General features: G+C 65.4%; 21 protein-coding genes and 1 tRNA gene. All 22 read left to right on the forward strand.

Annotation, left to right across the window (positions count from 1 at the left end):
- Nucleotides 1–126: 126 nt before the first annotated feature.
- The 22 genes from ABT352_RS22865 (at nt 127) to ABT352_RS22970 (ending at nt 24,335) form a co-directional block, all read left to right on the forward strand.
- Nucleotides 127–552, forward strand: coding sequence for a hypothetical protein (locus tag ABT352_RS22865; protein WP_350946919.1), 426 nt, complete (start codon nt 127–129; stop codon nt 550–552).
- A gap of 14 nt (nt 553–566) precedes the next feature.
- Nucleotides 567–639, forward strand: a tRNA-Arg gene (locus ABT352_RS22870).
- A gap of 26 nt (nt 640–665) precedes the next feature.
- Nucleotides 666–2,120, forward strand: coding sequence for a putative antirestriction adenine methyltransferase (locus tag ABT352_RS22875; RefSeq protein ID WP_350946920.1), 1,455 nt, complete (start codon nt 666–668; stop codon nt 2,118–2,120).
- Complete coding sequence (locus tag ABT352_RS22880) at nt 2,087–2,869, forward strand: ParB/Srx family N-terminal domain-containing protein (RefSeq protein ID WP_350946921.1); 783 nt, start codon at nt 2,087–2,089, stop codon at nt 2,867–2,869. The genes ABT352_RS22875 and ABT352_RS22880 overlap by 34 nt, the downstream gene beginning before the upstream one ends.
- A 131-nt stretch (nt 2,870–3,000) precedes the next feature.
- The gene (locus tag ABT352_RS22885; RefSeq protein ID WP_350946922.1) at nt 3,001–3,579 is read left to right on the forward strand and encodes a hypothetical protein; all 579 of its coding nucleotides are present in this window, start codon (nt 3,001–3,003) and stop codon (nt 3,577–3,579) included.
- 255 nt (nt 3,580–3,834) lie between these two features.
- The gene (locus ABT352_RS22890; RefSeq protein WP_350946923.1) at nt 3,835–5,412 is read left to right on the forward strand and encodes a terminase large subunit domain-containing protein; all 1,578 of its coding nucleotides are present in this window, start codon (nt 3,835–3,837) and stop codon (nt 5,410–5,412) included.
- A 273-nt stretch (nt 5,413–5,685) separates the two neighbouring features.
- A complete protein-coding gene (locus tag ABT352_RS22895; RefSeq protein WP_350946924.1) occupies nt 5,686–5,808 on the forward strand; it encodes a hypothetical protein in 123 nt (40 codons plus the stop codon).
- Between the two features lie 466 nt (nt 5,809–6,274).
- Nucleotides 6,275–6,466, forward strand: coding sequence for a hypothetical protein (locus tag ABT352_RS22900; RefSeq protein WP_350946925.1), 192 nt, complete (start codon nt 6,275–6,277; stop codon nt 6,464–6,466).
- A 591-nt stretch (nt 6,467–7,057) separates the two neighbouring features.
- Nucleotides 7,058–7,525 carry a Panacea domain-containing protein gene (locus tag ABT352_RS22905; RefSeq protein ID WP_350946926.1) on the forward strand — a complete coding sequence of 156 codons (468 nt, stop codon included), beginning with the start codon at nt 7,058–7,060 and terminating at the stop codon, nt 7,523–7,525.
- Entirely contained in the window at nt 7,509–8,045 is a 537-nt protein-coding gene (locus ABT352_RS22910; RefSeq protein ID WP_350946927.1) for a hypothetical protein, read from the forward strand. Before ABT352_RS22905 ends, ABT352_RS22910 begins: the two co-directional genes overlap by 17 nt.
- Nucleotides 8,046–8,246: 201 nt before the next feature.
- A complete protein-coding gene (locus tag ABT352_RS22915) occupies nt 8,247–8,432 on the forward strand; it encodes a hypothetical protein (protein WP_350946928.1) in 186 nt (61 codons plus the stop codon).
- A 609-nt stretch (nt 8,433–9,041) separates the two neighbouring features.
- The gene (locus ABT352_RS22920; RefSeq protein WP_350946929.1) at nt 9,042–10,520 is read left to right on the forward strand and encodes a P-loop NTPase family protein; all 1,479 of its coding nucleotides are present in this window, start codon (nt 9,042–9,044) and stop codon (nt 10,518–10,520) included.
- A 29-nt stretch (nt 10,521–10,549) separates the two neighbouring features.
- Nucleotides 10,550–11,727 (forward strand): IS3 family transposase gene (locus tag ABT352_RS22925; protein ID WP_502992890.1). Its coding sequence is split into 2 segments (ribosomal slippage): nt 10,550–10,808 and nt 10,808–11,727, totalling 1,179 coding nucleotides; the frame shifts between segments, so codons are not numbered across the junction.
- Nucleotides 11,728–11,843: 116 nt separating this feature from the next.
- The gene (locus ABT352_RS22930; RefSeq protein ID WP_350946932.1) at nt 11,844–12,311 is read left to right on the forward strand and encodes a hypothetical protein; all 468 of its coding nucleotides are present in this window, start codon (nt 11,844–11,846) and stop codon (nt 12,309–12,311) included.
- A 190-nt stretch (nt 12,312–12,501) separates the two neighbouring features.
- Entirely contained in the window at nt 12,502–13,524 is a 1,023-nt protein-coding gene (locus ABT352_RS22935) for a site-specific integrase (RefSeq protein ID WP_350946933.1), read from the forward strand.
- A 153-nt stretch (nt 13,525–13,677) separates the two neighbouring features.
- On the forward strand, nt 13,678–14,610 hold the full coding sequence (locus ABT352_RS22940) for an AbiTii domain-containing protein (RefSeq protein WP_350946934.1): 933 nt from the start codon (nt 13,678–13,680) through the stop codon (nt 14,608–14,610).
- An 809-nt stretch (nt 14,611–15,419) separates the two neighbouring features.
- Nucleotides 15,420–16,994 (forward strand): type I restriction-modification system subunit M, encoded by a 1,575-nt coding sequence (locus tag ABT352_RS22945; RefSeq protein ID WP_350946935.1) that lies wholly within the window; start codon nt 15,420–15,422, stop codon nt 16,992–16,994.
- Nucleotides 16,987–18,186, forward strand: a complete 1,200-nt coding sequence (locus ABT352_RS22950; RefSeq protein WP_350946936.1) for a restriction endonuclease subunit S — start codon at nt 16,987–16,989, stop codon at nt 18,184–18,186. The genes ABT352_RS22945 and ABT352_RS22950 overlap by 8 nt, the downstream gene beginning before the upstream one ends.
- Nucleotides 18,186–21,257 carry a type I restriction endonuclease subunit R gene (locus ABT352_RS22955; protein ID WP_350946937.1) on the forward strand — a complete coding sequence of 1,024 codons (3,072 nt, stop codon included), beginning with the start codon at nt 18,186–18,188 and terminating at the stop codon, nt 21,255–21,257. The genes ABT352_RS22950 and ABT352_RS22955 overlap by 1 nt, the downstream gene beginning before the upstream one ends.
- A 121-nt stretch (nt 21,258–21,378) precedes the next feature.
- Nucleotides 21,379–22,179 carry a recombinase family protein gene (locus ABT352_RS22960; protein ID WP_350946938.1) on the forward strand — a complete coding sequence of 267 codons (801 nt, stop codon included), beginning with the start codon at nt 21,379–21,381 and terminating at the stop codon, nt 22,177–22,179.
- A gap of 382 nt (nt 22,180–22,561) precedes the next feature.
- Nucleotides 22,562–22,951, forward strand: coding sequence for a DUF7715 family protein (locus tag ABT352_RS22965; RefSeq protein ID WP_350946939.1), 390 nt, complete (start codon nt 22,562–22,564; stop codon nt 22,949–22,951).
- Nucleotides 22,952–23,108: 157 nt separating this feature from the next.
- Entirely contained in the window at nt 23,109–24,335 is a 1,227-nt protein-coding gene (locus ABT352_RS22970; protein WP_350946940.1) for an AAA family ATPase, read from the forward strand.
- Nucleotides 24,336–24,341: the final 6 nt, after the last annotated feature.

Consider the following 24,341-nt stretch of genomic DNA (forward strand, 5'->3'; position numbering starts at 1 on the left):
CGCCTCACCGCGGGGGCGCCTCCGAACCGACGACCAAACGAAAGGAGAAACTGGCCATAATGAACGCCGTCACCATTCACGCAGCGCACACAGCCGCCGATTTGAACGTAAATTAGGACGTAGTTTATGGAACTCGTAAACGGTCAGCCTCTGCTATTGACAACAGGGCGGTACAAGGATTTCGACCCGAAATACGGAGTCGCGATCCGCATCACCGTAGGCCGCCCGCGATTCGTCCGGTACCCCTATGAGGAGGCGCTGTCGCTCGCCCCACACGAACTGTTCAAACCCCCCTACAAGGACATCGACGACATCCCCACCGAACGATGGGTGTACAACAAGCGCCTGGCCGAACACGAAGCCGCCATCCTGGAAGAACTCCGCTCCGTCGCCCGCAAGCACCCCGGCAGAGGCGGCGTCCTCCTGTGCTACGAAAACGTCAACGCCGGCGAAGCCTGCCACCGCCGATGGGCCGCTGAATGGTTCAAACAACGGTACGGATGGAACATCCCGGAAATTGGAACGGGTGATCTGCAGCTGCTAGCATTCTGACCGCTGCAACTGCCCCGCAGGTAGCTCAGTGGATAGAGCACCGCCTTTCGAAGGCGGAGGCCGGAGGTTCGAGTCCTCCTCTGCGGTCTGCGCACAATAGGGGGATAAGTCTTATGCCAGGATTCGCCGCCCCCGGAGTGCTGTTCGCGGGTAATTCCGCCGCCCCCGACCGGGCGTTCTACCGGCAGGTGTTCAACGCCCTGCCCACCGCCACGTACACCCGGTATGTCGAAGTCGGCGTCGGCTCGTTCGCCGCCACCCTGGTCGCCGCCAACGCCGGCATCCCGACCACCTGCATGGAGACATCCGACGTCACCCTCTACACCGCCATCGTCGGCACCCTCGTGTCAGGCGGCGACCTGGCCGCACTCCAGATCACCCTGGACGGCGAACTCGTCCCCATCCCCGACGCAGACCCCGTCGACCAGGCCGCCCACCTGCTGTACGTCCACTGGCTGACCCGCATGCAGGCCAAACCCGAAGTCGACTACTGGCAGAGCCTCGTCATCGACATCGTCGACCGCGCCGACGAGCACCGCGCCCACCTGCGCGACTCCCTGAAAGGCCTCGCCGACCGCCTCCCTGGCGTCAGATTCCGCCCGCAATGCATGTGGGACCACATCGCCCAGGTCGCCGACGACCCAGGAACGATCATCGTGGCAGCCCCGCCGACGTACAAAAGCGGCTTCGAAAAGTTTTTCGACACCGGCGGCCGCATCGAATGGGCCGAACCCACCTACAGCGTGTTCGACCCCGACACCGACATGCAGCGCCTGGCCGACGACATGGAAGGCAAAGCCGCGCTGCTCATGTTCCTGCAGGAAGACCGCACCGGCCAGGCCGCGCACCCGCGCCCGGTGTTCGCTCACCCGCTCGGCCCCGGCTCCTGCGCCTATGTCATCTCCAACCGCCCCGACGAGATCTTCACCTACACCGGCGGCCCCAAGGTGGCGCTCGGCGCACCCCGCTCCTACCACCCCGCCCCGCTCCCGATCATTCCCCCAGACCACGAGGTCACCGCCACCTCGACAATCCAGCTGATCCCCGTCAAGGGCAGCGAATGCGACTACTACCGCAACCTGTGGATGCACCGCATCTCCTCCAGCACCGGCTCCTACAACGTGCTCGTCGCCATCGACGGCTACGCCGCCGGCGTCATCGGCTACGGCGCCGAAACCATGACCCGGCCCTTCCCGCACGGCAAAAGCCGCTGGCAGTCCCACCTGCTGCTGCGCTTCGCGTTCGGCGCCCCCACCCTCACCCAACGCCTCACCCGCCTGGTCACGATGCTCGCCCTCCGCCGCGACACCGCCAAGCTGGTGTTCGTCGGCCAGTCCAGCATCCTGCTCGCCGCCTCCCACGGCCTCGTCACCGTCGAAATGACCCGCCACCCCGAAGTCAAGGGGCTCCGCGGCCTCATGACCCTGGAGAAGCGCGACAAGCACCCCGACGGGCACAAGCTGTCCTACCGCGCCGACTGGACCGAAACCAGCATCGACGACGTCCTCACCAGCTTCCTGACCAAGGAGAAGAAGTGGCAAAAGGCACGCCAGCGGGCGACAGCCTGAAAATCGGCGACGACCTGTGGGTCATGCAGGTCGAGATCGCCTCCCTGCGCGAACAAGACATCAACGCGCAGGTCATGCAGCCGAGACACTTCGAACGGCTCACAGAGAACATCCGCAACCGCGGAGCCCTGGAAAGCCTCCCCTACTGCCACCAGCCCGGCGGCGAAGGCCCCATCGAGATCATCAGCGGCCACCACCGGTGCCGAGCCGCCCGCGCCGCCGGCCACTCCCACGTCTGGGCCCTGGTCGACATGCGCCGCATGCGCCGCTCCGAGATCATCGCCAAGCAGATCGCGCACAACGAACTCCACGGCGAGTCCGACCGAGACATCCTCGCCCACCTCGTCGCGCTCATCGACAACGTCGACGACCTCCTCGCCACCGGCCTGCCCGAAGACGCCCTGCCCACCGTCGCCCCCGACGACACGAAACTGTCCATCCCCCACGGGGAGTTCGACTGGCGCGTGGCCACCCTGATGTTCCTGCCCCACCAGATGACCGACTTCAAAGACGCCATCAAGATCCTCGACAACGCCACCGACCTCCTCGGCGTCGCCAACACCGAACAGTTCGACGAGTTCTCAGCCGCCGTCTACGAGTTCGGCCGCTGCCGCGACATCCGCAACTTCACCACGATGGTCGCCCTGCTCACCGACCTCGCCCGCCGCGAAGTCGAACAAGCCCGCGCCGAAAGCGCCGCAGCCGCAGCCGACACCGACAGCACCAGCGAACCCGTCCCCGCCGGCTGAACCCCCACCCCCAACCCCGGCACCCCTGCCACACCCAGGCCACCACCAGGCCCGCCCAGCACCACCCCACCGCACCCCCGGAACACCCCGCCGGAACCCCCACACAGGGCCCGCACCTCCGGAGAAGGCACATGACCACGTTCCAGCTCGACCCCAGCATCGAACCCTGGGAACGGCAGCCCGGAGAAACCGCGAAAAAACACGGACAGTTCATCACCTACCGTGACCTCGGACTCGTTCGCACGCTGACAAAGGTCGCCGAGAAGCTGACACTGTCCTACGGCCACACCCGCAACCTCGCCGCCGACTACCTGTGGCAGCAGCGAGCCGCCGCATGGGACGCGCACAACACCCGGCAGTACCAGGCGATGCTCGAACAGGAGCGGCGCCGGGCCGCCGAAGCTGACGCCACGATCCTGCGCGCCATGACGGGCCTCGTCGGTCAGGCGCTGCCGAACATGCGGCCCGACACGATGACGTGGACCGAGTTCACCCGCCTGGCCGAGACGACGATGCGGCTACGCCGTCAGCTGTTCGGCGACCCGACCGACACGATCGCGATCACCGGGCCTGGTGGCGCCGACCCGCTGGCGGCGCTCGTCGCCCGCTTCGCTGAGCTGACACCCGAGCAGCGCCGCCAGGAGCTCGCCGCCCTGTCCGAGCAGGTGGCGCGACGCATCGCGGCGGCCGGCGACCTCGACGACGAGTGACCGGCCGGGGTGCTGCGGCGCGGGCGCACGTCCCGGAGGGGAGCGGCGGCCAGTACCATGTGCCGCATGCCGCTGGTCGTGGGCCGGGCCTTCCACGGAGGGGCTCCTTGTGTCCACGGTTGGTGCTGGCCTTGTCGACGAGGTGGCCGCAGTGCTGTGCTGGCGGCCGCCGCATCTGATCGCACGCGGGCCGATCCCTGGTAGCGGCCACGACCGGTCCGCATGGCCTGAAGTGCCCGAGGGCAGCGTCCGCGGTTGAGCGGCCAGGGTCTCACCGACCAGCTGGGCCACCTGGACGACGTCGACCTGTACCGGCGGCTGGCCGCCGCGTCGCACGCCACCAGCGGCGACCTGCTGCGTAACCCGGTCGCTCTGGCCCGTGGCCTGGACGCGCAGTTCCGGATGAGGCCGCACTTGCGGGTGATCGGCGACGCGGTCGCCGGCGTCGAGCGCGGCGACTACGACCGGTTGCTCATCGTGACTCCGCCGCAGGTCGGAAAATCCACGTCTGTTGCGGAGTGGGGGCCGTTCTGGTGGCTGTGCCTGCACCCCCAGGACAAGATCGCTGTCGCGTCGTACTCCGATGATCTGGCGTTGCGCCGGGGCAAGGCGATCCGCGACCTCGTCGAGGAGTACGGCCTTGAGTACGGGCTGCGCGAAAAGCCCGGTTCCGGCGCGGCCAAGGACTGGGAGCTCATCACCGGCGGAGGCGTCCGCGCCGTCGGGGTAGGCGCCGGTCTTACCGGCTTCAGCGTGAACCTGCTGGTGGTCGACGATCCGCATAAGGATCGTGCTGAGGCGGAGTCGTTTCGTATGCGGCAGGCTGTCCACGACTGGTACTCCAGTACGGCGCTGAAGCGGCTGCAGCCGGACCGTAACGCCGTGGTGGTCATCTTGACGAGGTGGCATCCGGACGACCTGGCCGGCCGTCGTCTGGCCGAGGAGGGCCGTCTGGAGGAGGGCGGCCGGTGGAAGGTCGTGCACCTGCCGGCGATCGCCGCTTCGAAGTTCGGGCCGGATCCGCTGGGCAGGCAGCCTGGTGATCCGCTGCCGCACCCCAAGGTCAGAACGCGGGATCGGGCGGCGCTGCTGGCCTGGTGGCACGACATGAAACGCACGTCGATCGTGCGGGACTGGCACGCGCTCGGCCAAGGCGACCCGCAGCCGTCCGAGGGTGCCCTGGTGTCGGAGGAACTGCTGCGCAGGCTCCGCGACCCGGGGGCCGGTGTCGAGCCGCAGAAGGTCGCCGTGTCGGTGGACCCGTCGGGCGGCGGACGCGACGTCGCCGGCGTGGTCGGTGGGTTCCTCGGCGACGACGGCCGGGTGTGGATCACCCATGACTGGTCGGGGGTCATGTCGTCGACGGAGTGGTCCACCGCGGCGTGCAGGCTGGCGCACGAGACGAACGCGGGTGTGGTGTTCGTGGAGAGCAACTACGGCGGCGACATGTGCGAGCTGGCGATACGCACCTCGTGGGAGGCGCTGCAGCGCAGTGGGGAGATTCCGGAGCGGAAGCTGCCGCCGCTGGTGAAGTCGGTTCGCGCCAAGCAGGGCAAGGTGTTGAGGGCTGAGCCGATCGCGCAGCAGATGATCCTGGACAAGGTGCGGTTGCGTGGGGTTCACACCGACCTCGAACGGGAGTGGGCGACGTGGATGCCGACCGACCCGGACTCGCCGGGCCGGATCGACGCGTCGGTGTACCTGGTGTACGGGCTGTTGCCGATACCGAACAGCGGGACGGCGATCCACGCGCCGCTGCCGCAGCGGCCCGGCCCCGGCGGGTCGGGGGCGGCGGCCGGCTACACGCGGAGCTTCGGCAGCGGCGGACGGTAGGCGGGGGTGTCGTGGAGGGGGAGGGCCAGGCCGTCGCCGAGGTGGTCATGGTGGGCGGCCTCGCCGGTGGTGAGCTTGTCGTGGTCGAGCTGGTGGGGGACGCGGGTGCGGCGGTGTGGCCGCAGGTTGTCGGCGGCCCGCTCGGGTGGGAAGTGGCGGTGAGCTGCGAAAATTTTGGTAATTCACGCTCCACACTGCACTATAGAAAGCATAAATTGCTATGATTTAGATATAACAAAAACCTCCACCACCACTAATTAAGGGGACGCCGCAATGACCGCCACCTTCGTGATCACCGCTGAGGGCTCCGAGATCACCGTCCCCGTCCTCCCCGAGGACGTCGAGACGCTCACCACGGTTCTCCTCACCAACGGCATCACCTTCCGGATCGCCTAGCTGGCCCCTCTGCCCACCGCCCTCGCGGCCGCCCGGCCTCGGGGGCGGGCGCATGCAGACGCCCCTCGGGTAGGGGGTGACCGCGCGGGGGTTGGCCGGTCCGCACAGGCTGGGCCCAGCCCCTCACTCCTCACCGGGAAGCTGCCGCCCCGGCCGCTCACCGTCCGCTAGGAAGCCGTCAGGCCCAGCTCTCCGCCGCCTCGCCGGGAACCGCGGCGACATGTCACGCGGCCACGCTGGGGCGACGCCGCTCCTGCTCGGCGGCCTGGTATCTGGCTGTGCTGTCGCCGTTTTGCTCAAGGAGGCGGAGGTCTCTGGGTTCGCGGCCTCCTTCTGGATGGTGTGTGGCCTGCGGTGGAGCCGTTCAGGGGGCCGGAACTTCCCCCGCCTCCCGATTGCTATCTGATATATAAATTCCTATGATATTGATATAAGAAAAGCGGCGGCGATTTACAAGGAGACGAAAATGGGCAACGAGACGACCACCATGCTGGCCACCGCGGAGGAGCTCCTGAAGGAGGCCACGCTCACCCCGCAGGAGTGGGAGTTCGTGGAGGAGACCATGGCGAGCAGCCGCGGCGAGGGCGAACTGCTCCTCTCCCTGCTCCAGAAGGCCAAGGCCGCCGGCGAGGTCGAGGAGGCCCGAAGCCGCATGTAGGCGGTGGGCCCGGACGCTCCCGCCGCTCTGCGGAGTGCGGGAGCGTCCGCGTGTTGACGTTCCTCGGCGGACCCGTCGGCCAGGTGGAGCCCGACGGGCCCGGATGAGAACGGGTGCGGATGAGGCCGGAACGCAATGGCCGCGGAACGCCGCCCGGACGGGTTCAGCGCGCGCCTCGGTGACGGTGGAAGAGTAAATGGTGGCCTGCCGCTCGGAGAGGCCCGTCGCCGCTCATCGGTGCGCGAGCCCTTCCGGGAGCGCCGGCGCCCTGCCGCCGACCCGACGGCGCAGGCATGTTGACCCGTCGCGGGCTGCCCGCCCGAGGGTCGGCAGGAGTAGGGCCGTAGACGCCCCTGCCCCACGTGGCGAGGTATCGCCATGTCTGCCTGCGGACGATCACCGGGAGGTGGCAGAGTTGCACGTTCGCAACACAGGGATCAAGCACGGCAAAAGTATTCGAAAGTATTGCCGATTCCCTTCCTCCGTGAAACCGTGGAACAGCGAGACTGAACCGGGAACCGCATGCCGATCAAGAGACGGAAACTAGGGCCAGATACCGTAAGAGCTAACGAAGCAGGAGGAGGTGGCACCATGGCACACATCCAAGACGTAGCCGCCTACATCCTCGACAAGCTCGGCCCCACGACGGCCATGAAGCTGCAGAAGCTCTGCTACTACTCCTACGGCTACCACCTCGCCTGGGAAGAACGACAGCTGTTTCCCGAGCGCTTCGAAGCCTGGGCCAACGGCCCCGTTTCCCCCGCCCTGTACGCCAAGCACCGCGGCCGATTCCAACTCCAGGCCGGCGACATCAACGGCGACATCAACGTCCTGGACGAAGGCGAGCGCGAGTCCATCGACCTCGTCCTGGCCTCCTACAGCGATTTCACCGCCAACCAGCTGTCCCAGATGACCCACGCCGAGCAGCCGTGGATGTTCGCCCGCGAGCGCGCAGGCGCGTCCCCTATGGAGCGCAGCGCCGAACCCCTCACCGACGAGGACATGTTCGAGTTCTTCGACACCATGGTGACGGCCGTCTCGCATGGCGAAGAGGGATAAGCGGCAGCCTGTCCCAGCAGTCCCGAAAGGCAAGAGCAAGCCCGTCGTGCCGGGTTCTCTTGCGCCTGGGGCAGGCAAACCGATCGCACCGAAGAAGCTGCTCGGGGTCCATACCGACAGCGATGACGATGACCTGCGCCACCCCGTGTGGCGCCTGTCGCTGCTCGATCGCGAGCATGATGGGAGCTGGTCATGGGAGATCGACGGCGCCACCCTGATGACGATCATCGAAGCGTTGACCGCGATGGAGCGGCTGACCTGGAGAGAGATCCGCGTCCAGCAGGCGCACAGCAAGAGCCGCTCCCTGGCCAAGCATCACGCCCAGCCGGTGGGCAGCCTGTGCACCGAGGCACAGAAGCGGCTCGGCGATCTCGGCCTGGACGACTGGGATGAGCTGTTCCGCTTCCGGATCATGCAAAAGGGCCGCCTGTGGGGTGTGCTGTCAAACGAGTCCCCGCGGGTGTTCTATCCGATCTGGTGGGACCCGGAGCACCTCGTGTCTCCCGTGGATCACGGTTAACGGGCCGAGGAGTCCCGCTTCCCTGCGTGGGGTTTTCTGCCTCCTACGCTGGTCTCGGCTCCGACGATAGGAATCGAGGGCCAGCGCAACGCGAAGGAGTCCCTGTTGGCGGGGACTCCTTCGCTTGCCCGTCTCTGGCTCTCGGTGCGCTCGCCGAGCTTCCCTTGAGAACGGACGCGAAATAGAACGGAACAGGTACGGATGGCGATGGGCGACTGCCGGAACGAGCCGAACCACCGGGGCGACGCCGCCGAGCTGCAGATGCTGCTCGTCGATGTCGGTCTGGCCGCCCTGGACGCCGACATCGCCTCGGCCGACGGATTCAGCAACGTCCTGGTCGAGGCCCTCGCCAAGGTACAGGCCGCCCTGCTGCTCGACGCCCAGTAGGCCATCGCGGCTGGGAGGCTGCTCAGCTGGGGGCGGATGCGGTCCAGCGGAATCTGAGAACTGGTCGGGGTTAAGTCTGCCTGGTCGCGCTTGAGAGAGTGGAGCGGCACGCAGAGCCCCCGGAATGCGGATGCGCCAGCGAGCGGGGGCCGGTAAAAACGAGCGTTCCGGCCCCTCGCCCGCTGGTCTTACCGGCTCTCGCGACCGGTGGAGGACTCCGGCGCTGGCCGGGAGGGGCCATCGGCTTCGGACTCGGAAGCAGCACTGCGGTACTGCAAGCGCACGGTGATCAGCCGGACGGCGGCGGCGGCCAGACTGACGCAACTGGCGATCACCGGAATCCACTCGGGGACATGATGCATGGTCGGCTCCTGCATGGTGGTTCGGAAAGGACGGGCTGGCCAGCCGAGACCAGCTTCCGGCCGCCCCGAAGCGCCGGGACGAGTTGCGATGAGATGGCTTACCGTTGCCGGTTTGTGAGCACTTGAGACTGCAGACCGCGCCAGACGGGGTGATGATGAAGCGATGAGTCGCGATGGGAGCGAGGACGGTAAGCGTCGACCACGGCCGATCGTCCGCCCCAGCGTGCCGCCGGGGCCATTAGCCGATTTGAAGGCCCTGCTGTACGAGCTGTACGTCCAGGCCGATCGTCCGTCCCTGGACGACATCACGGCCGCCATGATCGCTGACGATAATCTGCCGGGCCGCCCTGGACGCGACAGCGTCAACCGGATCATCGGATCGCCACAGCTCCCCCCGAACCAGGCCGACGTGGTAGCTGTGGTCAGGGTGCTGGCCCGCCAAGCGCGCTGGGACGAAGCCGACGCCGCCGCCCAGGCCCGCAGCCTGTGGACCGCCGCGCAGCTGGCTGCGTCCCGGACACCCGATCGGCTGGGAAGACCAATCGCTGGCCTGAACCCGCTGGCGCTGGAGGTACACCCCGCCATTACCGCCGGGCCGGCCGCGCTCGACCACGATGACGTACTGCCGGCCTACATTCGTCGCGCCCACGACGACGCCTTGGACGCGATCGTGAAGGAAGTCCAGACTGGCGCCTGCCGCCTGGTGATGCTGGTCGGCGACTCCTCCACCGGCAAGACCCGCGCCTGCTGGGAAGCGGTCCGCAGCCTGGGCGAGCCGTGGCGGCTGTGGCATCCCTTCAACCCGGGAAAACCTGCGGCTGCCGTAGCGGATCTGGCCCGTGTCGGCCCGCACACGGTGGTGTGGCTCAACGAGACCCAGCACTACCTGATGACCGCCGATCCGGCCGTCGGCGAGCAGATCACCGCGGAACTGCGCGAGCTACTGGACACTCCCAAACGAGGCCCCGTACTGGTAGTCGGCACGCTATGGCGGAAGTACTGGAACACCCTGACAACCCCGCCCAGCTCCCTACCTGACCCGTACGCCCAGGCCCGGGAACTTCTCAAGGGCACCAGCATCAGCATGCCGGAAACGTTCACCGGCGCCGACCATGAAGCCGCAATCCGCCGCGCGGACCAGAGCGCAGACCCGCGGCTCGCCGAAGCTCTCAGCCGAGCCGCTTCGGGGCATCTGACACAGTATCTGGCTGGCGGCCCGGCCTTGATCGAACGCTACGAGAAGGCTGAATCCGGCGCCCGGGCCATCGTGGAGGCGGCCATGGACGCCCGCCGCCTGGGCCACGGACTAGCCCTGCCACGCCGGTTCTTGGAAGAGGCCGCCGCCGGTTATCTGACCGGCGAGCAGTGGGCCCTGCTTCCAGACGACTGGCTGGAGCGGGCATTCGCCTACCTGACCGATCCACGGCCCTGCCGGGGCCCCCGGCCGCCGCTGACCCGCATCCGCCCCCGCTCTGGCAGTTCAGCAGGCACGGCCGACATGAACGGTGGTGAGCCCTGCTATCGGTTGGCTGACTACCTGGAACAGCACGGTGCCCTTCAGCGTCGCCTGTTGTGCCCTCCGGTTGGGTTCTGGCAGGCAGCCGTTCATGCCATCGACCTCATCGTCTTGGCTGACGTCGCCAAGAGCCGCTACCGCTACCGTCACGCCGCAACCCTCTACCAAGCAGTGAGGTGCTCCAGAGATTCCGGACAGACCGCTCGATAGGGTGGTAACAGTCCGAAGGAGATAGAAACATGCCGAAAGGTTCCAGGCGTAGGTTCAGCCAGGAGTTCAAGGACGAGGCTGTGCGCATGGTCCTCGACGGCCCCCGCACGATCGTCGAGGTCGCCAGAGAGTTCGGCGTCCACGACACCACGCTCGGCAATTGGGTGAACACCTACAAGCGCACGCGTGCGGAAGAAGAACCGCACTCCCTCAGCGGCCCCGAGCGCGCCCGGCTGCGTGAACTCGAACGGGAAAACTCCGAACTCCGCGAGAAGCTTTCCTTCCTGAAAAAAGCCGCGGCCTTCTTCGCGGCCGAGAACAATCGGTGACCGCGAAGTTCGAGTTGATCGACGCGGAGAAGGCCAACCACAAGATTGTGAAAATGTGCGACTGGCTGGAGGTGTCCCGCTCGGGGTATTACGAGTGGCGCGACCGGCCCGCTTCGGCGACCGCGCGGCGTCGCGATCTGCTCAAGGAGCTGATCGCGAACATCTTCTACGAGCACGAGGAGGTGTACGGCTACCGGCGGATCCACGCCGAGCTGCTGCGCCGCGGTGAGCGGTGCTCCGACGAGCTGGTGCGGGTGCTGATGCGCGAGCTGGGCCTGCTGCCGGCGCAGGTGCGGCCCTTCACTCCGAAGCTCACCGAGCAGGGCGCCTTCCGGGGCATCCCTGACCTGGTCAGACGAGATTTCACCGCCGCTCGGCCTGGCGTCAAGCTGGTGGGCGACATCACGTATATCCCGACGTGGGAGGGGTTTTGCTACCTGGCCACCGTGATCGACTGCTACAGCAAGGCCGTGGTGGGGTGGGCGGTGGCCGATCACTACCGCACCGAGTTGATCACCGAGGCGATAGAGAACGCGGCACAGACCTTCACCATCGAAAAGGATGCGATCTTCCATTCCGATAGAGGGTCGAACTACACGTCCGATGAATTCGGCGCCGTGCTGAAGAGGTTGAATATTCGGAGGTCCGTTGGCCGTACGGGCATATGTTATGATAACGCCATGGCCGAATCGTTCTTTTCGGCGCTGAAGAACGAGTGGCTGAAGCGGTACGTGTTCACCAGCCGGGCAAAGGCTCGCCGAGCTGTGATCCGTTATATCGAGGGATTTTACAATCGGCGCCGACTTCATTCATCTATTGATTACCGGACGCCATTCGAAGTCCTCGACGAGTACACAGCGCTTCAGTCGGTGGCGTAGCTCGCCGCCGCAGATTCCGCTGTCCGGAATGATCTCGGCCCCTCACAGCGGCCGATGCGGGGGACGCTGATGCGTTGTGGTCCTTGGCTCGGCTGCGAGATAGGGCGGGGGATCACATGGTTATTGAGCGGATAATTCAGGATGCGAACGCTGCTGCAGAGATCGCTGTTGGCGTGAGGGAATTCCTGGATCGGTTGCGGGAGGAAGGGATATATCGCGCCGGTGCTGAGCGGTTCACGCGGGATGCGGCCGATGCCTGGGATGCCCTGCTTCAGTTGCGGGATGCGGCGGTTGACTGGGATGCCCTGGTTCAGTTGGAGGATCGGGCGGGTGTGGAGCGAATAGCTCGGGAGGTAGCCGCTGCTGGGAGGGTCGGCGCGCTGGGGTTTCTGTCTCTGCTGTTGAAAGAGGCAGGGTATTGGGAGGGTGCTGAACGGATGGCTCGGGAGGCGGCTGATGCTGGAAGTAAGTACGCGTTGGAGTTCCTGGCTCAGTGTCAGGAGGAAGCTGGCGCCAAGGGGTGCTGGAGTGATCTTCTTCGGTTCGGGCTGGAAGCTGATGGCCGGATCAGCGATCCGTGGTGAGGTATGCGTAGACAACCCCGAATTGATCGGCGACGTCCCATTAGATGAGTCCCCACCGCAGTCTCCATATGGACTTGCGTGAATCTTGCGTGGCCCTCTCTTGGGCCTTTCGAGGATTGCCTGACCTTGGCTTTATACCCGCGATAAGGTGGCTTATCGCGGGTACTCGACAAGCAGGGGAGAAATCGGGGTGGAACTCGCCATACCCGACCAGGCAGGCACCGCGCCCATACCAGCGGAACCCGCCTACACGGCTGCGGACTTCGCCATCTCGGACAGCACGCGTGTGCGGCTCGCCGACAGCGTCCCCGCCAACACCCGCCGCGCCTACACCCGCCAATGGAACGCCTTCACCGCCTGGTGCGCCGCCAACGGCAGCCGCGTGCCGCTGCCGGCGACCGCACAGACCTTCACCGACTACGTGACATACCTCGCCGACACCGGCTACGCCCCGGCCAGCATCGAACAGGCGATGGGCGCGATCCGCAGCTGCCACACCGCCGCCGGACACGAAGGCCAGCCCCACGGCCGCGCCGCCCTGCAAGTCCTGCGCCAGCACCGCCGCCACCTCGCCGAGAACGGGCAACGCCACCAGAAGGAAGCACCCCCCGTCACCATCCCCGTCCTGCGCGCCATGGTCGACGCCTGCCCAGAGAACACCGTGGTCGGCATCCGCGACCGGCTCCTCCTGGTCCTCGGCCTGGCCCTCATGGGCCGCCGCTCCGAACTGGTCGCCCTCAACCGCGCCGACGTCACCCAGGCCGAGCACGGCCTGGACGTGGCCATCCGCACCAGCAAGACCGACAAGAACAGCGTCGGCGAGATCATCGCCGTCCCGCGGGGAGACCACCCGCTCACCGACCCGGTCGACGCCTGGCTGGCCTGGACCCGCCTCCTCGACGAGGCCGGCCACCACGACGGCCGCCTGCTGCGCCGCCTCTACGTGCACGACACCATCGGCCGGTCCCTCGGCGGCGACGCCGTCAACGAGATCGTCCGCTCCTGCGCCATCCGGGCCGGCGTCCCGCGCGCCGCGGAGTACACCGCGCACAGCCTCCGAGCCGGCGGCGCCACCGTCGCCTACGCCGCCGGCCGCCCCATCTCCGTCATCGCCAAGCACGGCCGATGGTCCCCGACCTCGCCCGTGCTGCTGCGCTACATCCGCGCCGTCGACCGCTGGCGTGACAACGCCATGCGCGGTGTCGGACTGTGAAAACAGCTGTAGGGTCTCAGTTTTCGTGGCGGATTCTCTCTGATCTTGGCGGCCCATTGGCGGATCCGCTGTTGTAGGAGAATCCTCGCTGGTTGCCGTGCTTCCCCTCCGACACATAGACTCTTCGGCTCATATCCTCACAAGGGAGATTCGATGACGCCCGACGAACGCTCGCACGCTTTGGAATTGGCCAACGAACTGCTGGCAGATATTGAGTTGGACCGTCTGCCGTTGGACAAGCTCCTTCTGAAAGGCGGGCGACTCTCACGCCTGACCGAAGATGACGACTTTTCTGAGTGGATCAGAAAGGAGCTCGGTAACTATTATGCCGATGATTTCAACGGGCTGCACTGGCGGCTTACTATGCGCGGCAATGATAAAGAGGGTGCAGTCTACGCTGGAGCCGCCAGTCTCGCAGTTTTCGTTGGCACTCTCGAAGAAGAGCTACGGAACCTTCGTCTGCCAGACGTTTCTGGTGAGTACGCGTCGATCGCTCTTCGAGAAACTCGTAACCATATCAGTAGCATTCGCAATGAAGTCATAAAGCATCAGCGGATTCTGACTGCCGTCAGAAATACGCTCCACATGTTCACGGCCAAGCACTTCTACATGCTGCGCTTCGCGACTCATCAAGGCGAAATGTTCGATGCCGCCAAAGCTAATATCGACGCGATTCTCGCTGAGGTCCCTGGAGAAGTCCTACGCAAGATCGAATCGGCGTATACGAACATCTCTGCCGGCGATCCCGAGTCGATTTCCGGCGCAATGAATAGCGTCCGCCGCCTTATTGATGCCGTTGCAGACGCGCTCTTTCCGGCGACGGAATCTACACGCACTGACGGCCAGGGCAACATAATCAAGCTTGGTGATCAACAGCGCCTGAACCGGCTCAAGGCATACATCGATGACCATGTGAACACCAAGAGTCGTGGTAATCGACTCAAACGCGCCGTTAGTGACATCTATGACCGTGTGTCAACTGGCGTTCATAACGATGTCGCAGCCGCTGAGGCTATGTATCTTTTCCTGTCAACTTATGTCCTACTGGGAGAAATTGTTTCCCTGTCGAACACGGCTTCTGATTAGCGCATTCGCAGGGCTGCGGTTATCTTTCGGACCGAAAACGGCTCGTAGTGTTGCATCTCGGGGGTGTTGCGAAGTCGCTCTTGGCTGTTGACTGGACTGGATTCCGAGCCATCGCTTTCACTGGCAATGTCTCTATAGCGGCGGCGGTCCAGCACTGAACCGTGATGGCCATGGCTACCGAAGGAGATCATCACAGCCAGCAGAACCACGAGCGAGCACGTCCGCTACACCCTCGACGAGCACCCCGTCGCAGACCAATCCTGACCGTCAGTTCCTGCCGACGAGGAAACCGCCATGTCGGTGAGACAAGTGGCTCGCCACACCCGTGAGACAGCGCGGAAAACCACAGGTCACGCAAGATCAAGGTGGTGCGGAGACTGAGACCCTACAACAGCCCCGCCATTCGGTGTCTGAGACCCATTTCGGCAGCTCAACCTTGTGACGTGGGTCATTCCTCTCCTCTAGCGGGTTCGGTGCAGGACACTGATGCTCTCGAGGCTCCGTGGTTGTGAGTTCGTTCTGTCGGTGGGGTCTGTCATGATGCCGCTCTTGGGAGATTGGGACGGAGATGCCGACCTATAGCAGGAGGGCAGCCTGTTTGAGTGCGGAGAAGGATCGCCTGTTGTCGAAGTCCGTGATCCTGGCGAGGGATATCGTTGGTGGGTCGCTCACACAGGAGTACGACACCTTGTGTGTTCTTCCTGAGGCCGCGTCCGGCGCACACATGCCGGTTACGCCCGCGATTGGGTGACCAGCAGAAATCCCACGGCCTTCGGGTCGCCACCTTGACGAGCGAGGACCCCCGACTGATGAAAGTGACCCAGCAGGAGATTGAGAACCGGTTGTGGGATGCCGCCGACGAGCTGCGCGTGGCGATGCCCGAGGCGCAGTACTCTTCCGTCATCTTCCCGCTGATGTTCTGGAAGTACCTGTCGGATACCTGGGAGCACCAGCATGAGCTGTTCCTGTCCGACAATGCGGGCTTGGACGACCTGTCCCCCGAGGAAGCCCACGAGATCGAGTACCGCGACTACCAGTCGTTCGAAATCCCGTTTATCCACCCCAACACTGTCCAGCAGCGTCGCGCCTCCTGGACATCCATCCTTGCCACCATCACCCAGCCCGGCCTCGGCCACCGCGTCCGCGCCTCTCTGCAGGCCATCGAGACAGCCAACCCTGACAAGTTCTCCCGCCTGTTCGGGGCCATGACCTGGACCTCCGAAGAGGTGCTGTCGAGGGAGGTACTGGCGGCGGTCATGCAGACGATGGACCGCACTCCGAAGATGCATGATGGCAACATGTCCCACGACGTCCTCGGTGGGGCGTACGAGTACTTGCTGAAGCGGTTCTCCGACGGGTCCGGCACCCGCGCTGGCCAGTTCTTCACCCCGCGCGAGGTCGTCGAGCTGATCGTCGAAGTCCTCGACCCTAAGGGCTACGAGTCGGTGTACGACCCGACCTGCGGGTCGGGCGGCATGCTCATCGCCTCCGCTAACCTCCTGAAGGCCCGCGGCGGACGTGGCTACACACTCAAGTTGTACGGGCAGGAGGCAGTACCGGACACCGCAGGTGTAGCCCGCATGAACCTCTTCATGCACAACCTCACCCAGTTCCAAGTCGAGGTCGGCGACACCCTGAAGGACCCGCGTTACAAGAAACCGGACGGGTCCGTTGCGCAGTTCGATGTGATCGTCGCTAACCCGCCCTATAGCTTGAAGTGGAAGCCTTGGACCAAAGACCCGCGCGCCCTCGGCGGGGTCGCCCCACAGTCGTCAGCGGACTGGGCGTTCGTGCAGCACATGATCTCTAGCATGGGCCCACAGAAGGGGCGCGCTGGAGTTGTCTTGCCGCACGGTGTCCTCTTCCGGGGTGGCCAAGAGGCAGCCATCCGCCAGCGCGTCCTGGACGACGACCTGCTCGAAGCCGTCATCGGCCTGCCAGCCAACCTTTTCTACAGCACCGACATCCCCACGGTGATTCTGGTGTTCCGTGCACCCGGTACCAAGACTCCGGAGCGGCAGGGCGGTGTACTGTTCATCGACGCCTCCAAGCGGTTCATCAAGGCCAAGAATCGCCATATCCTCACTGACGCAGACATCGCTGATGTCGTGACCGCCTACCACTCGAAGTTCGACGCCGACGGCAACTCGGTGGACTCCAACGGAGAAGGCGGACTCGCGGCGCGTTTCGTCCCCACCATGGAGATCGTGGCGAACGGGTACGACCTCAACATCGGGCGGTACATCAAGCAGGCCGCCGCCGAGCAGGAAGACCTTGGCGCCCTCATCGACGCCTACAACATCGCCCGAGCCGAGCGCCAGAAGACCGAACAGCGCATGCTCGCTGTCCTCGCCGCCGCAGGGATCGAGGGCTTCGATGAGTGACGGCTATCCGCTTCGTCGGCTCGGAGAGGTGATGCGCCTCGATGTCCAGCGCACACCGATGATGCCTGCAACCACCTACCGTCTGGCCGGGGTCCTGAACGCAGGACAGGGGCTTGTCGCTAAAGGTGAACTCGACGGCGGAGACACAGAGTACGCGGCAATGAACGTGCTGCGCGTCGACCAGGTCGTGATGCGAAAGCTGACCGCGTGGGAAGGCCCGATCACCGTAGTACCTGCCGAGTTTGATGGATTCGTTGTTAGCAACGAGTTCCCGACATTCACGCTTGGCCCAGAACTGGTGCCCGACTGGATGAGGCACGTCTGCCGCTCACCACGACTGTGGGCAGAAATGAAGAACCGGGTGAGCGGGACAGTTCAACGGCGTAAGCGCCTCAACCCCGAGCAACTCTTGCAGATCGAACTTCCGATCCCACCCCGCGGGGTACAAGCGAAGATCGTCGAGGTACTCGACGCAGTCGACGACCAGATCACCGCACTCGATAGCGAAGCAAATGCTGCCGAGATGGCCGCCGGTGCAATTGCCGAATCGATGCTGGCCGATCACGCTCCGGTCCGGGTCAGGAACCATCTTGATCGCATCGAGGGCGGTCGTAGTCCGCAGGCGGTCGATAGACCGCCCACAGATGATGAGGAAGGCGTCCTAAAGGTTAGTGCGGTCGTAGCCTTTCGGTTCATCGCGGATGAGTCCAAGACACTTGCCTTGGGAACGAAGATGCCAGAGTCGGCCGAGGTGCAGGCAGGGGACGTACTGATCACTCGGGCAAGTGGTGCCATCAAGCGCGTCGGTGCGGTCTGCCGTGTCCCCTCTGACGTTAGAGGCGGTCTGTACCTGAGCGACAAGACGCTCCGTATGGTTCCCGCCGATGACCTCGATCCGGACTTCCTGGTTGTTGCTATGGCACTTTCGGGGGTGCGGGGGCAGATCACTATGGCTGCTTCTGGCTCAGCTTCCATGAAGAACATCAGTCACTCGAAGATCGGTGAGCTCAAAGTTCCAATGCCTGAATTGGCTGAGCAGCGTCATATTGCTTCGACGGTGCTTTCGGTGCGTTCACTCGGGGGTGCGTTGCGCACAGAGGCCAACAGGCTCCGGCAGGTCCGTGAGGCTCTGCTGTCAGGTCTGCTGCACCAGACCATCATCATCGACCCTGCCGGGCTGGAGGTTGTCTGATGGCGAAGGGTGTTCGGGAACGTGAGTTCCAGAACCTGATCATTCAATGGTCCCTCCCCATGGGCTGGAGCTTCACAGCGGGCAGGTCACTGCCGCGTGAGACGACGCAGACGGTGGTCGCCAGCCAGCTGCGGGACGCCATTGTCCGGCTCAATCCTGGAGTGATCGACGGGTTCGACGTGGACGCGGTGATGCAGGAGATCGTCGCCACGGTCAACGCTGTCGAGGGCGGGTTGGTGCGGGCCAATGAGCAGGTGCTGCGCCTGCTGCGCGGGCACAAGGAGTTCCGGGATGCCGACGGCGTGTGGCATGCCCTGAAGGTCATCGACTTCGAGCATCCGACCGCCAACACGCTGGTTGTGTCGGACGAGGTGACCATCACTGTCCCCGGCAAGACCTCCCGTCGGTTTGACCTCGTGTACTGGGTCAACGGCCTGCCCCTGGTGGTGGTCGAGGTGAAGTCGCCGACCGCGAAGTCTGGTTGGGCGGATGCGGTCCGCGAGATCAACGACGTGTATGCCACCGAGTACCCGTGGTTTTTCACCCCCAACGTCTTCGCCGTTGCTTCCGACGGGCTGAAGCTGCGGTTCGGTGCCGCCGGTGCCCCCACGAACCTGTGGCAGCCGTTTCGGTCCACTGCCGACGATGAGAACCTGTCCGGACAGGCCGACGTGCAGCGCTCCGCCGAACTGTTGTTCAACCCGGCCACCGTCTTGGACATGCTGGCGAACTTCGCCTTGTTCGACACCTCTGGGGGCGGGGTGGACATGAAGTACCTGCCCCGCTACCCCCAGATGGAGGCTGCCCACCTCATCCACGAGCGAGTTCTGGCCGGCGGCCGGAAAGGTCTGATCTGGCACCACCAGGGCAGCGGGAAGACGCTGCTGATGGTGTTTGCCGCCTCGCTGCTGCTGGCCGATACCCGCACCGAGTCGCCCACGATTATCCTGCTGTCGGACCGAACCCAGCTCGTCCGCCAGACCTCCGGGGTTTTCACCTCCGCTATGGGGAGCGCCTACTTCCACCAGCCCGCCACCGGTCAGGAGTTACGTTCCCTGCTGGCCGACGACGTGCGGGGCGTCATCTCCACGACCGTCCATAAGTTCGCCGACGCCGGCAAGAACCTGTCGATGCGGGACAACATCATCGTGCTGGTCGACGAGGCACACCGCACCCAGTCCGCCAAGTCGACGTCCCTTGCCGGGCAGATGCGCGCAGCGTTGCCGAACGCGAAGTTCTTCGGCATGACCGGCACCCCAATCAGGAACCTCGCCACCGACACCTTCGCCCTCTTCGGTGAAGAGACCGACCCGGACAGGGTTCTGCACCGGTATTCGGTGTCCCGGTCTCTACTGGACGGGGCCACCGTCCCGGTCCTGTTGGACCCGCACCCGGTCGCCTTCGATTTAGACGACCAGGCGTTGCAGGCCGAGTTCGATCAGTTCGCCGACGACTTCGACCTCGACGACCCCGACCGTGAGCTCTTGTCCCGCAAATTCGGGCGCCTCACCTCGGTGTTCGCCAACCCCGACCGCATCCACGCGGTCTGCCAGGACATCGTGGACCACTACCTGGCCGGCGCCTACCGCAACGGCCTGAAGGCCCAGGTCGTCGCCTACAACCGTGAGCTGGCCGTGGCATACACGGACAAGATCAACGAGCTGCTGGCTGGCTTCGAGGCGTCACAGGTGCTCGCCGAGGTCGGCAAGCATGGCCGGATCACCGCCGAGGTGAACATCTCCGTCTCGGATGCCAAGAGCGAAGACCCCGCCATGCGGCCGTTCCAGCTTTCGGAGGCCGAGGAGGAAAAGCAGAAGCGGCGGTTCCTCACCCCCGACGACCCGCTGTGCTTTCTCGTGGTGACCGCGAAGCTGATGACCGGGTTCGACGCCCCCAACGAGGGCGTCCTCTACCTGGACAAGCCGCTGAAGGCCCACACCCTCTTCCAGACGATCACTCGCCCGAACCGCACCTGGGTGTCCCCGACCGGATTTGTGAAGACCTCCGGCGTGATCGTGGACTACATCGGGCTGGCCGAAGAAGTCCAGCGGGCCGTCATCGACCCCACCTCGTCGGAGGCCGGCAAGGGCGGCGGGTTCGTCACCGACCTGTCCGAACTGGTCGACGAGTTCCGCACCACCTTCGCCCGCATCGAAGACCTTTTCGTAGACGTGGACGGCCTCGACCTCACGGTCCACGGATACGAGTCCGTACGGGCCATCAACGCCTTCCTGGACGCCAACCCTGGCGCCGCCGAAGTGTTCACCAAGGACTACCGGCTCCTGGCTCGCCTGTACCCGCTCATCAGCACCGACAAGCGGGTGGCCAAGTACCGCGACGGTTTAGGGCTGTTCGGGTCCGTGTACACGACCTTGTTCAAGAAGTCCTCCGACGAGGACAGGAAGGAGCGGTTGAGTGAGCTGGGGCCGATGGTCCTGGAGATCATCAACGCCCACGTCCACTCCTTCTCCGTGGTCGCCACCCGAGAGGAAGCCCTCGTCCTGGACGCGCAGGGCATCGCCATCCTCAAGGAACTGCTGTCCCTTGTCCGCCCCAAGCCCGGCAGGGACGACGGCGACAAGAAGCCGCCGTCCGCGGCGGAGATCTTGGATCACATCAAAGCCGCCCTCGAAAAGGGCGTCGAACCAGGGTCCGCGAAGTACACCGCCCTCGCAGAGCGGATCAAATTGCTGCGGGATCGGATCATCCAGAACTCCCAGGACGCCCTGGAGTTCCTGTCCGAGGCACTCCGGATCGCTCGCGCCATCGTAAACGCGGGGAAGCACCCTGACGAAGCCGTCGTGCTGGACGACGATCACGTGGGTGTCCTGACGCGGATCATCCGCGACCATGCACCGCCCGGCCTCACTATCACGGAAAGGAACCTGGCCGAGGAGATCGACCAAGTGGTCACCCGCACCCTCGCCCGGTCATGGGACAACGCCGACGCCCGAAACCGAGGCGCCCGTCGCGCCACCGCCGCAGTCTTTCGCAGGTACATGCTGAAGCCGGTAGGGGAGCCATATGACTCCACCGTCGCCTACATCGAAGCCCACTACCTAGTCGACTGACGAATAGAGGCCCGGCTCCCGCGCGGCTGCCGGGCCTCCGCGTTTTGCTTCGCTGGGCAGACGAGGCCGCGAATTCATAACGTCATGCCACGACGGGTGATTGAATTCTTACGCTGTGTGGATGACTTTGATTTCTGACCCCGTCAGGTGGGTTCTGTACGCTTTCGCTGCCGATGCCGCGCATGAACCGCTGGAACGTCAGTTCGCCGTGATGCGGGGTCACGTCGCCTCCGAGGGAGGGGTGGTCGTCGGCGAGCACAGCGACATCGGGTCGCACCGGTCCGGCCGTGCCGCCGCGTTCGCCCAGGTTGGCGACGGCAGCGCGGACCGTGTCCTGGTCTTCGACCTCAGCCGGCTCACCCGCAAGATGGAGGAGTTTGAACAGGTCAGGCAGCTGGTGCTGCAGACCGAAGCCGACCTTCGCTCCGTGCAGCAGGGGCGTATCGTCGCCAGTGACCTCACCGTGGCGGCCGCGCCCATCGTGTGCGGCTGGCGGCAGGAGATCCGCGCCCAGCGCGTCGCCGGCAACGCCGAAATGAAGCGGCAGCTCGCTGAACGTGCCGAACGCGTCAGCCAACTGGAGAAGGATCTGCGGGTCACGGTGAAGCCTTGGTGCTGTCCGTGTTTGCTGCGCCACCCCGAGCGTCGCGCCGCCCACGAGCGGCGCGACGATGTTTGCGACATCGACTACGGCGGGCTGCTGGATCACGGCTCGTCATGGTGGCGTGAGGGTCAGCTGTTCGCCGTGGTGTCCGAGCCGTACAACATCGCCGGCGAGGGCGTCGCCGTGCTGACCGTCAGCTGCGCCCCTTACGACCTGGGTGTGCTGGTCAGCGGTGAGCATGCGGTGCACTTCCCGCCGAGAACGCTCGCTGTCATCGTGACCCGGGGCGAGGAGCGGGTGCCTCACCGCGATGAATAGTCCTGGTGTCGGCTGTATGGCCTGTGCGGCAACGGCCGTTACGAGATGATCGGGGGGGGGCTGGCTCTTCGATCGTTGTCCAGCCGGGTGGCTTGGGCAGGCCGCCTCCCTGCTGTCGCCCCAGCGCCTGCGGGCACGTGTTCCACTGCCCGACGTGCGGCGCCGGATCGGCTCACCCGCAAGACGCCGCGAACGACTACTGCGGGGCGTGCGGCTATCAGGAGCGCCCGCCCGCGTGGTGAGTGCCGGGGCTGGGGCTGCTCGTAGGCCGGCGGCTGTGGCGTCGTGATGTTCCTGTGAGGTGCGGAATTCATCACACCACCAGCTGTATATCAAGTTCATAATTTGCTATGCTTTTGATATACAAAAAGGAGGGGTTTGCATGCACCTGCTGGTATCGACGACTCAGACGCAGGGCCGCCGCGACGACGACTTCCACAACGGAGAGGAGGGTGAGCTCGTCCGCTTCGCGTCCCCCTGTGCCCGCGACGGTGGCGACCCTGCCGGAGGGTGCGGCTGCGCCCGGTCCTTCGCCGGGTTCGACTCGGCGAAGGCCACGACCACCGCCCTGGTGCGCGAGGTCGACATGAGCCGCGACGACTACGTCCAGGCGCTGGTCTCCGCGTACGCCTTCCCTGTCCCCGGCATGGAGGCGGCGATCGCGGTCGAGGCGGACTCGCTGATCGCCCTGGCCGGGCGGCTGCCGCTCGGCGCGGTCGTCGAGGTGCGGGGGGAGGAGCTTCGCGTCCGGGACGTGGTGGACGACGCGTAGCCGGCCGCCGGAGGGTGCCCCTTCGTGGGGCGCCCTCCCGGCGGCGGGGAATTCAGAGTTATTTTCCCCGAAACCTGCGACTATCAATAGTATAACTAGATATGATGAAGATATATCGGGAGTTGTTCAGGGCTCCCGGCACCGACCAGGAGGGGCAATGACCACCACAGCAGCACAACACCCGCACGGCCCGGCCGACCCCGGAAACGGCAGTGTCACCGCCGCCCAGCTGCGGGCGATCGTCAGCGAGGTCTCCGACCGCTACATGGAACGCTCCGGGGTGGTGCAGACGCTGGTGGCCGCCATGCTGGCTGGCCAGCACAGCCTGCTGCTCGGCCCGCCCGGAACGGCCAAATCCGAACTCGCGCGGGAGCTGACCGGCCGCATCACCGGCGCCCGGATGTGGGAGATCCTGCTCAGCAAGTACAGCGACCCCAAGCGCATGTTCGGCCCGATCGACGTGGCCGCCCTGATGCAGGGCACCTACACGCAGGTGTTCGAGGGCCGTGCCACACAGGCCGACATCGCGTTCATCGACGAGATCTTCAAATGCGGGCCCGGGGCATTGAACGAACTGCTGGGGCTCCTCAACGAGCGCCTGTACCACCCGGAGAACGGGGGCGCCCCGATCGAATGCCCGCTGCTCACCGCGATCACGGCCAGCAACGAGCTGCCGTCCGGTGAGGAAAGCGCCGCCATCTACGACCGGCTGCTCGTCCGCATCAGGGTCGACTACCTGGCCGACCTCAGCAACTTCGCGCGGCTGCTGCGCTCCACCTCCGCCCCCGTCGCCATGGCGCCGACCACGGTGGCGCTGGCCGACCTGCAGACCGCCATCCGAACCCACGTGCCCGCCGTCGCCGTCACCGACCCCATCGTGGACATCGTGTGCAAGCTGCGTACCGCGCTGCGCCGCACCGGGATCATCGCCTCCGACCGCCGGTGGCGGCAGGCGATGCGGCTGCTGCAGGCGCTGGCGTTCCTTGAGGGCCGCCCCAGCGTCGAGGTCAACGACCTGCAGATCCTCACTCACGTGCTGTGGGACGCCCCCGAAGACCAGCCCGCCGTGGAACGGGAGGTGCTGCAACTCATCAACCCGCACGCGCGTGAGGCGCTGACCCTGCTGGACGGCGTCACCGCGCTGGAGGTCGAGCTGGACGCGCTCGCGGGCAAGTCGCGGGAGGAAGTCGCCGACTGGGCCATCAACGAGGCGAACGGGAAGCTCCGCAAGGCCGGCCAGCGCCTGGAGGAGCTGCTTCAGCAGTCGAAGGCGGCGGGCCGCTCCACCACCCAGATCGCCGAGATCGACGCCAAGCGCCGCGCCGTGCACGCCCGCGTGATGGTCGAGGCGCTCGGCATGGACGCCTCCATGATCACCGTCTGAGAAGGG

Source organism: Streptosporangium sp. NPDC000563, from assembly GCF_040299985.1.
GTDB lineage: Bacteria > Actinomycetota > Actinomycetes > Streptosporangiales > Streptosporangiaceae > Streptosporangium.

Coding starts and splice junctions, on each gene's coding strand:
- ABT352_RS22960 (WP_350946938.1), top strand. CDS start 21,379: ATGACTTTGATTTCTGACCCCGTCAGGTGGGTTCTGTACGCTTTCGCT.
- ABT352_RS22895 (WP_350946924.1), top strand. CDS start 5,686: ATGACCGCCACCTTCGTGATCACCGCTGAGGGCTCCGAGATCACCGTC.
- ABT352_RS22965 (WP_350946939.1), top strand. CDS start 22,562: ATGCACCTGCTGGTATCGACGACTCAGACGCAGGGCCGCCGCGACGAC.
- ABT352_RS22905 (WP_350946926.1), top strand. CDS start 7,058: ATGGCACACATCCAAGACGTAGCCGCCTACATCCTCGACAAGCTCGGC.
- ABT352_RS22955 (WP_350946937.1), top strand. CDS start 18,186: ATGGCGAAGGGTGTTCGGGAACGTGAGTTCCAGAACCTGATCATTCAA.
- ABT352_RS22910 (WP_350946927.1), top strand. CDS start 7,509: ATGGCGAAGAGGGATAAGCGGCAGCCTGTCCCAGCAGTCCCGAAAGGC.
- ABT352_RS22885 (WP_350946922.1), top strand. CDS start 3,001: ATGACCACGTTCCAGCTCGACCCCAGCATCGAACCCTGGGAACGGCAG.
- ABT352_RS22945 (WP_350946935.1), top strand. CDS start 15,420: ATGAAAGTGACCCAGCAGGAGATTGAGAACCGGTTGTGGGATGCCGCC.
- ABT352_RS22900 (WP_350946925.1), top strand. CDS start 6,275: ATGGGCAACGAGACGACCACCATGCTGGCCACCGCGGAGGAGCTCCTG.
- ABT352_RS22875 (WP_350946920.1), top strand. CDS start 666: ATGCCAGGATTCGCCGCCCCCGGAGTGCTGTTCGCGGGTAATTCCGCC.
- ABT352_RS22940 (WP_350946934.1), top strand. CDS start 13,678: ATGACGCCCGACGAACGCTCGCACGCTTTGGAATTGGCCAACGAACTG.
- ABT352_RS22930 (WP_350946932.1), top strand. CDS start 11,844: ATGGTTATTGAGCGGATAATTCAGGATGCGAACGCTGCTGCAGAGATC.
- ABT352_RS22915 (WP_350946928.1), top strand. CDS start 8,247: ATGGCGATGGGCGACTGCCGGAACGAGCCGAACCACCGGGGCGACGCC.
- ABT352_RS22950 (WP_350946936.1), top strand. CDS start 16,987: ATGAGTGACGGCTATCCGCTTCGTCGGCTCGGAGAGGTGATGCGCCTC.
- ABT352_RS22970 (WP_350946940.1), top strand. CDS start 23,109: ATGACCACCACAGCAGCACAACACCCGCACGGCCCGGCCGACCCCGGA.
- ABT352_RS22865 (WP_350946919.1), top strand. CDS start 127: ATGGAACTCGTAAACGGTCAGCCTCTGCTATTGACAACAGGGCGGTAC.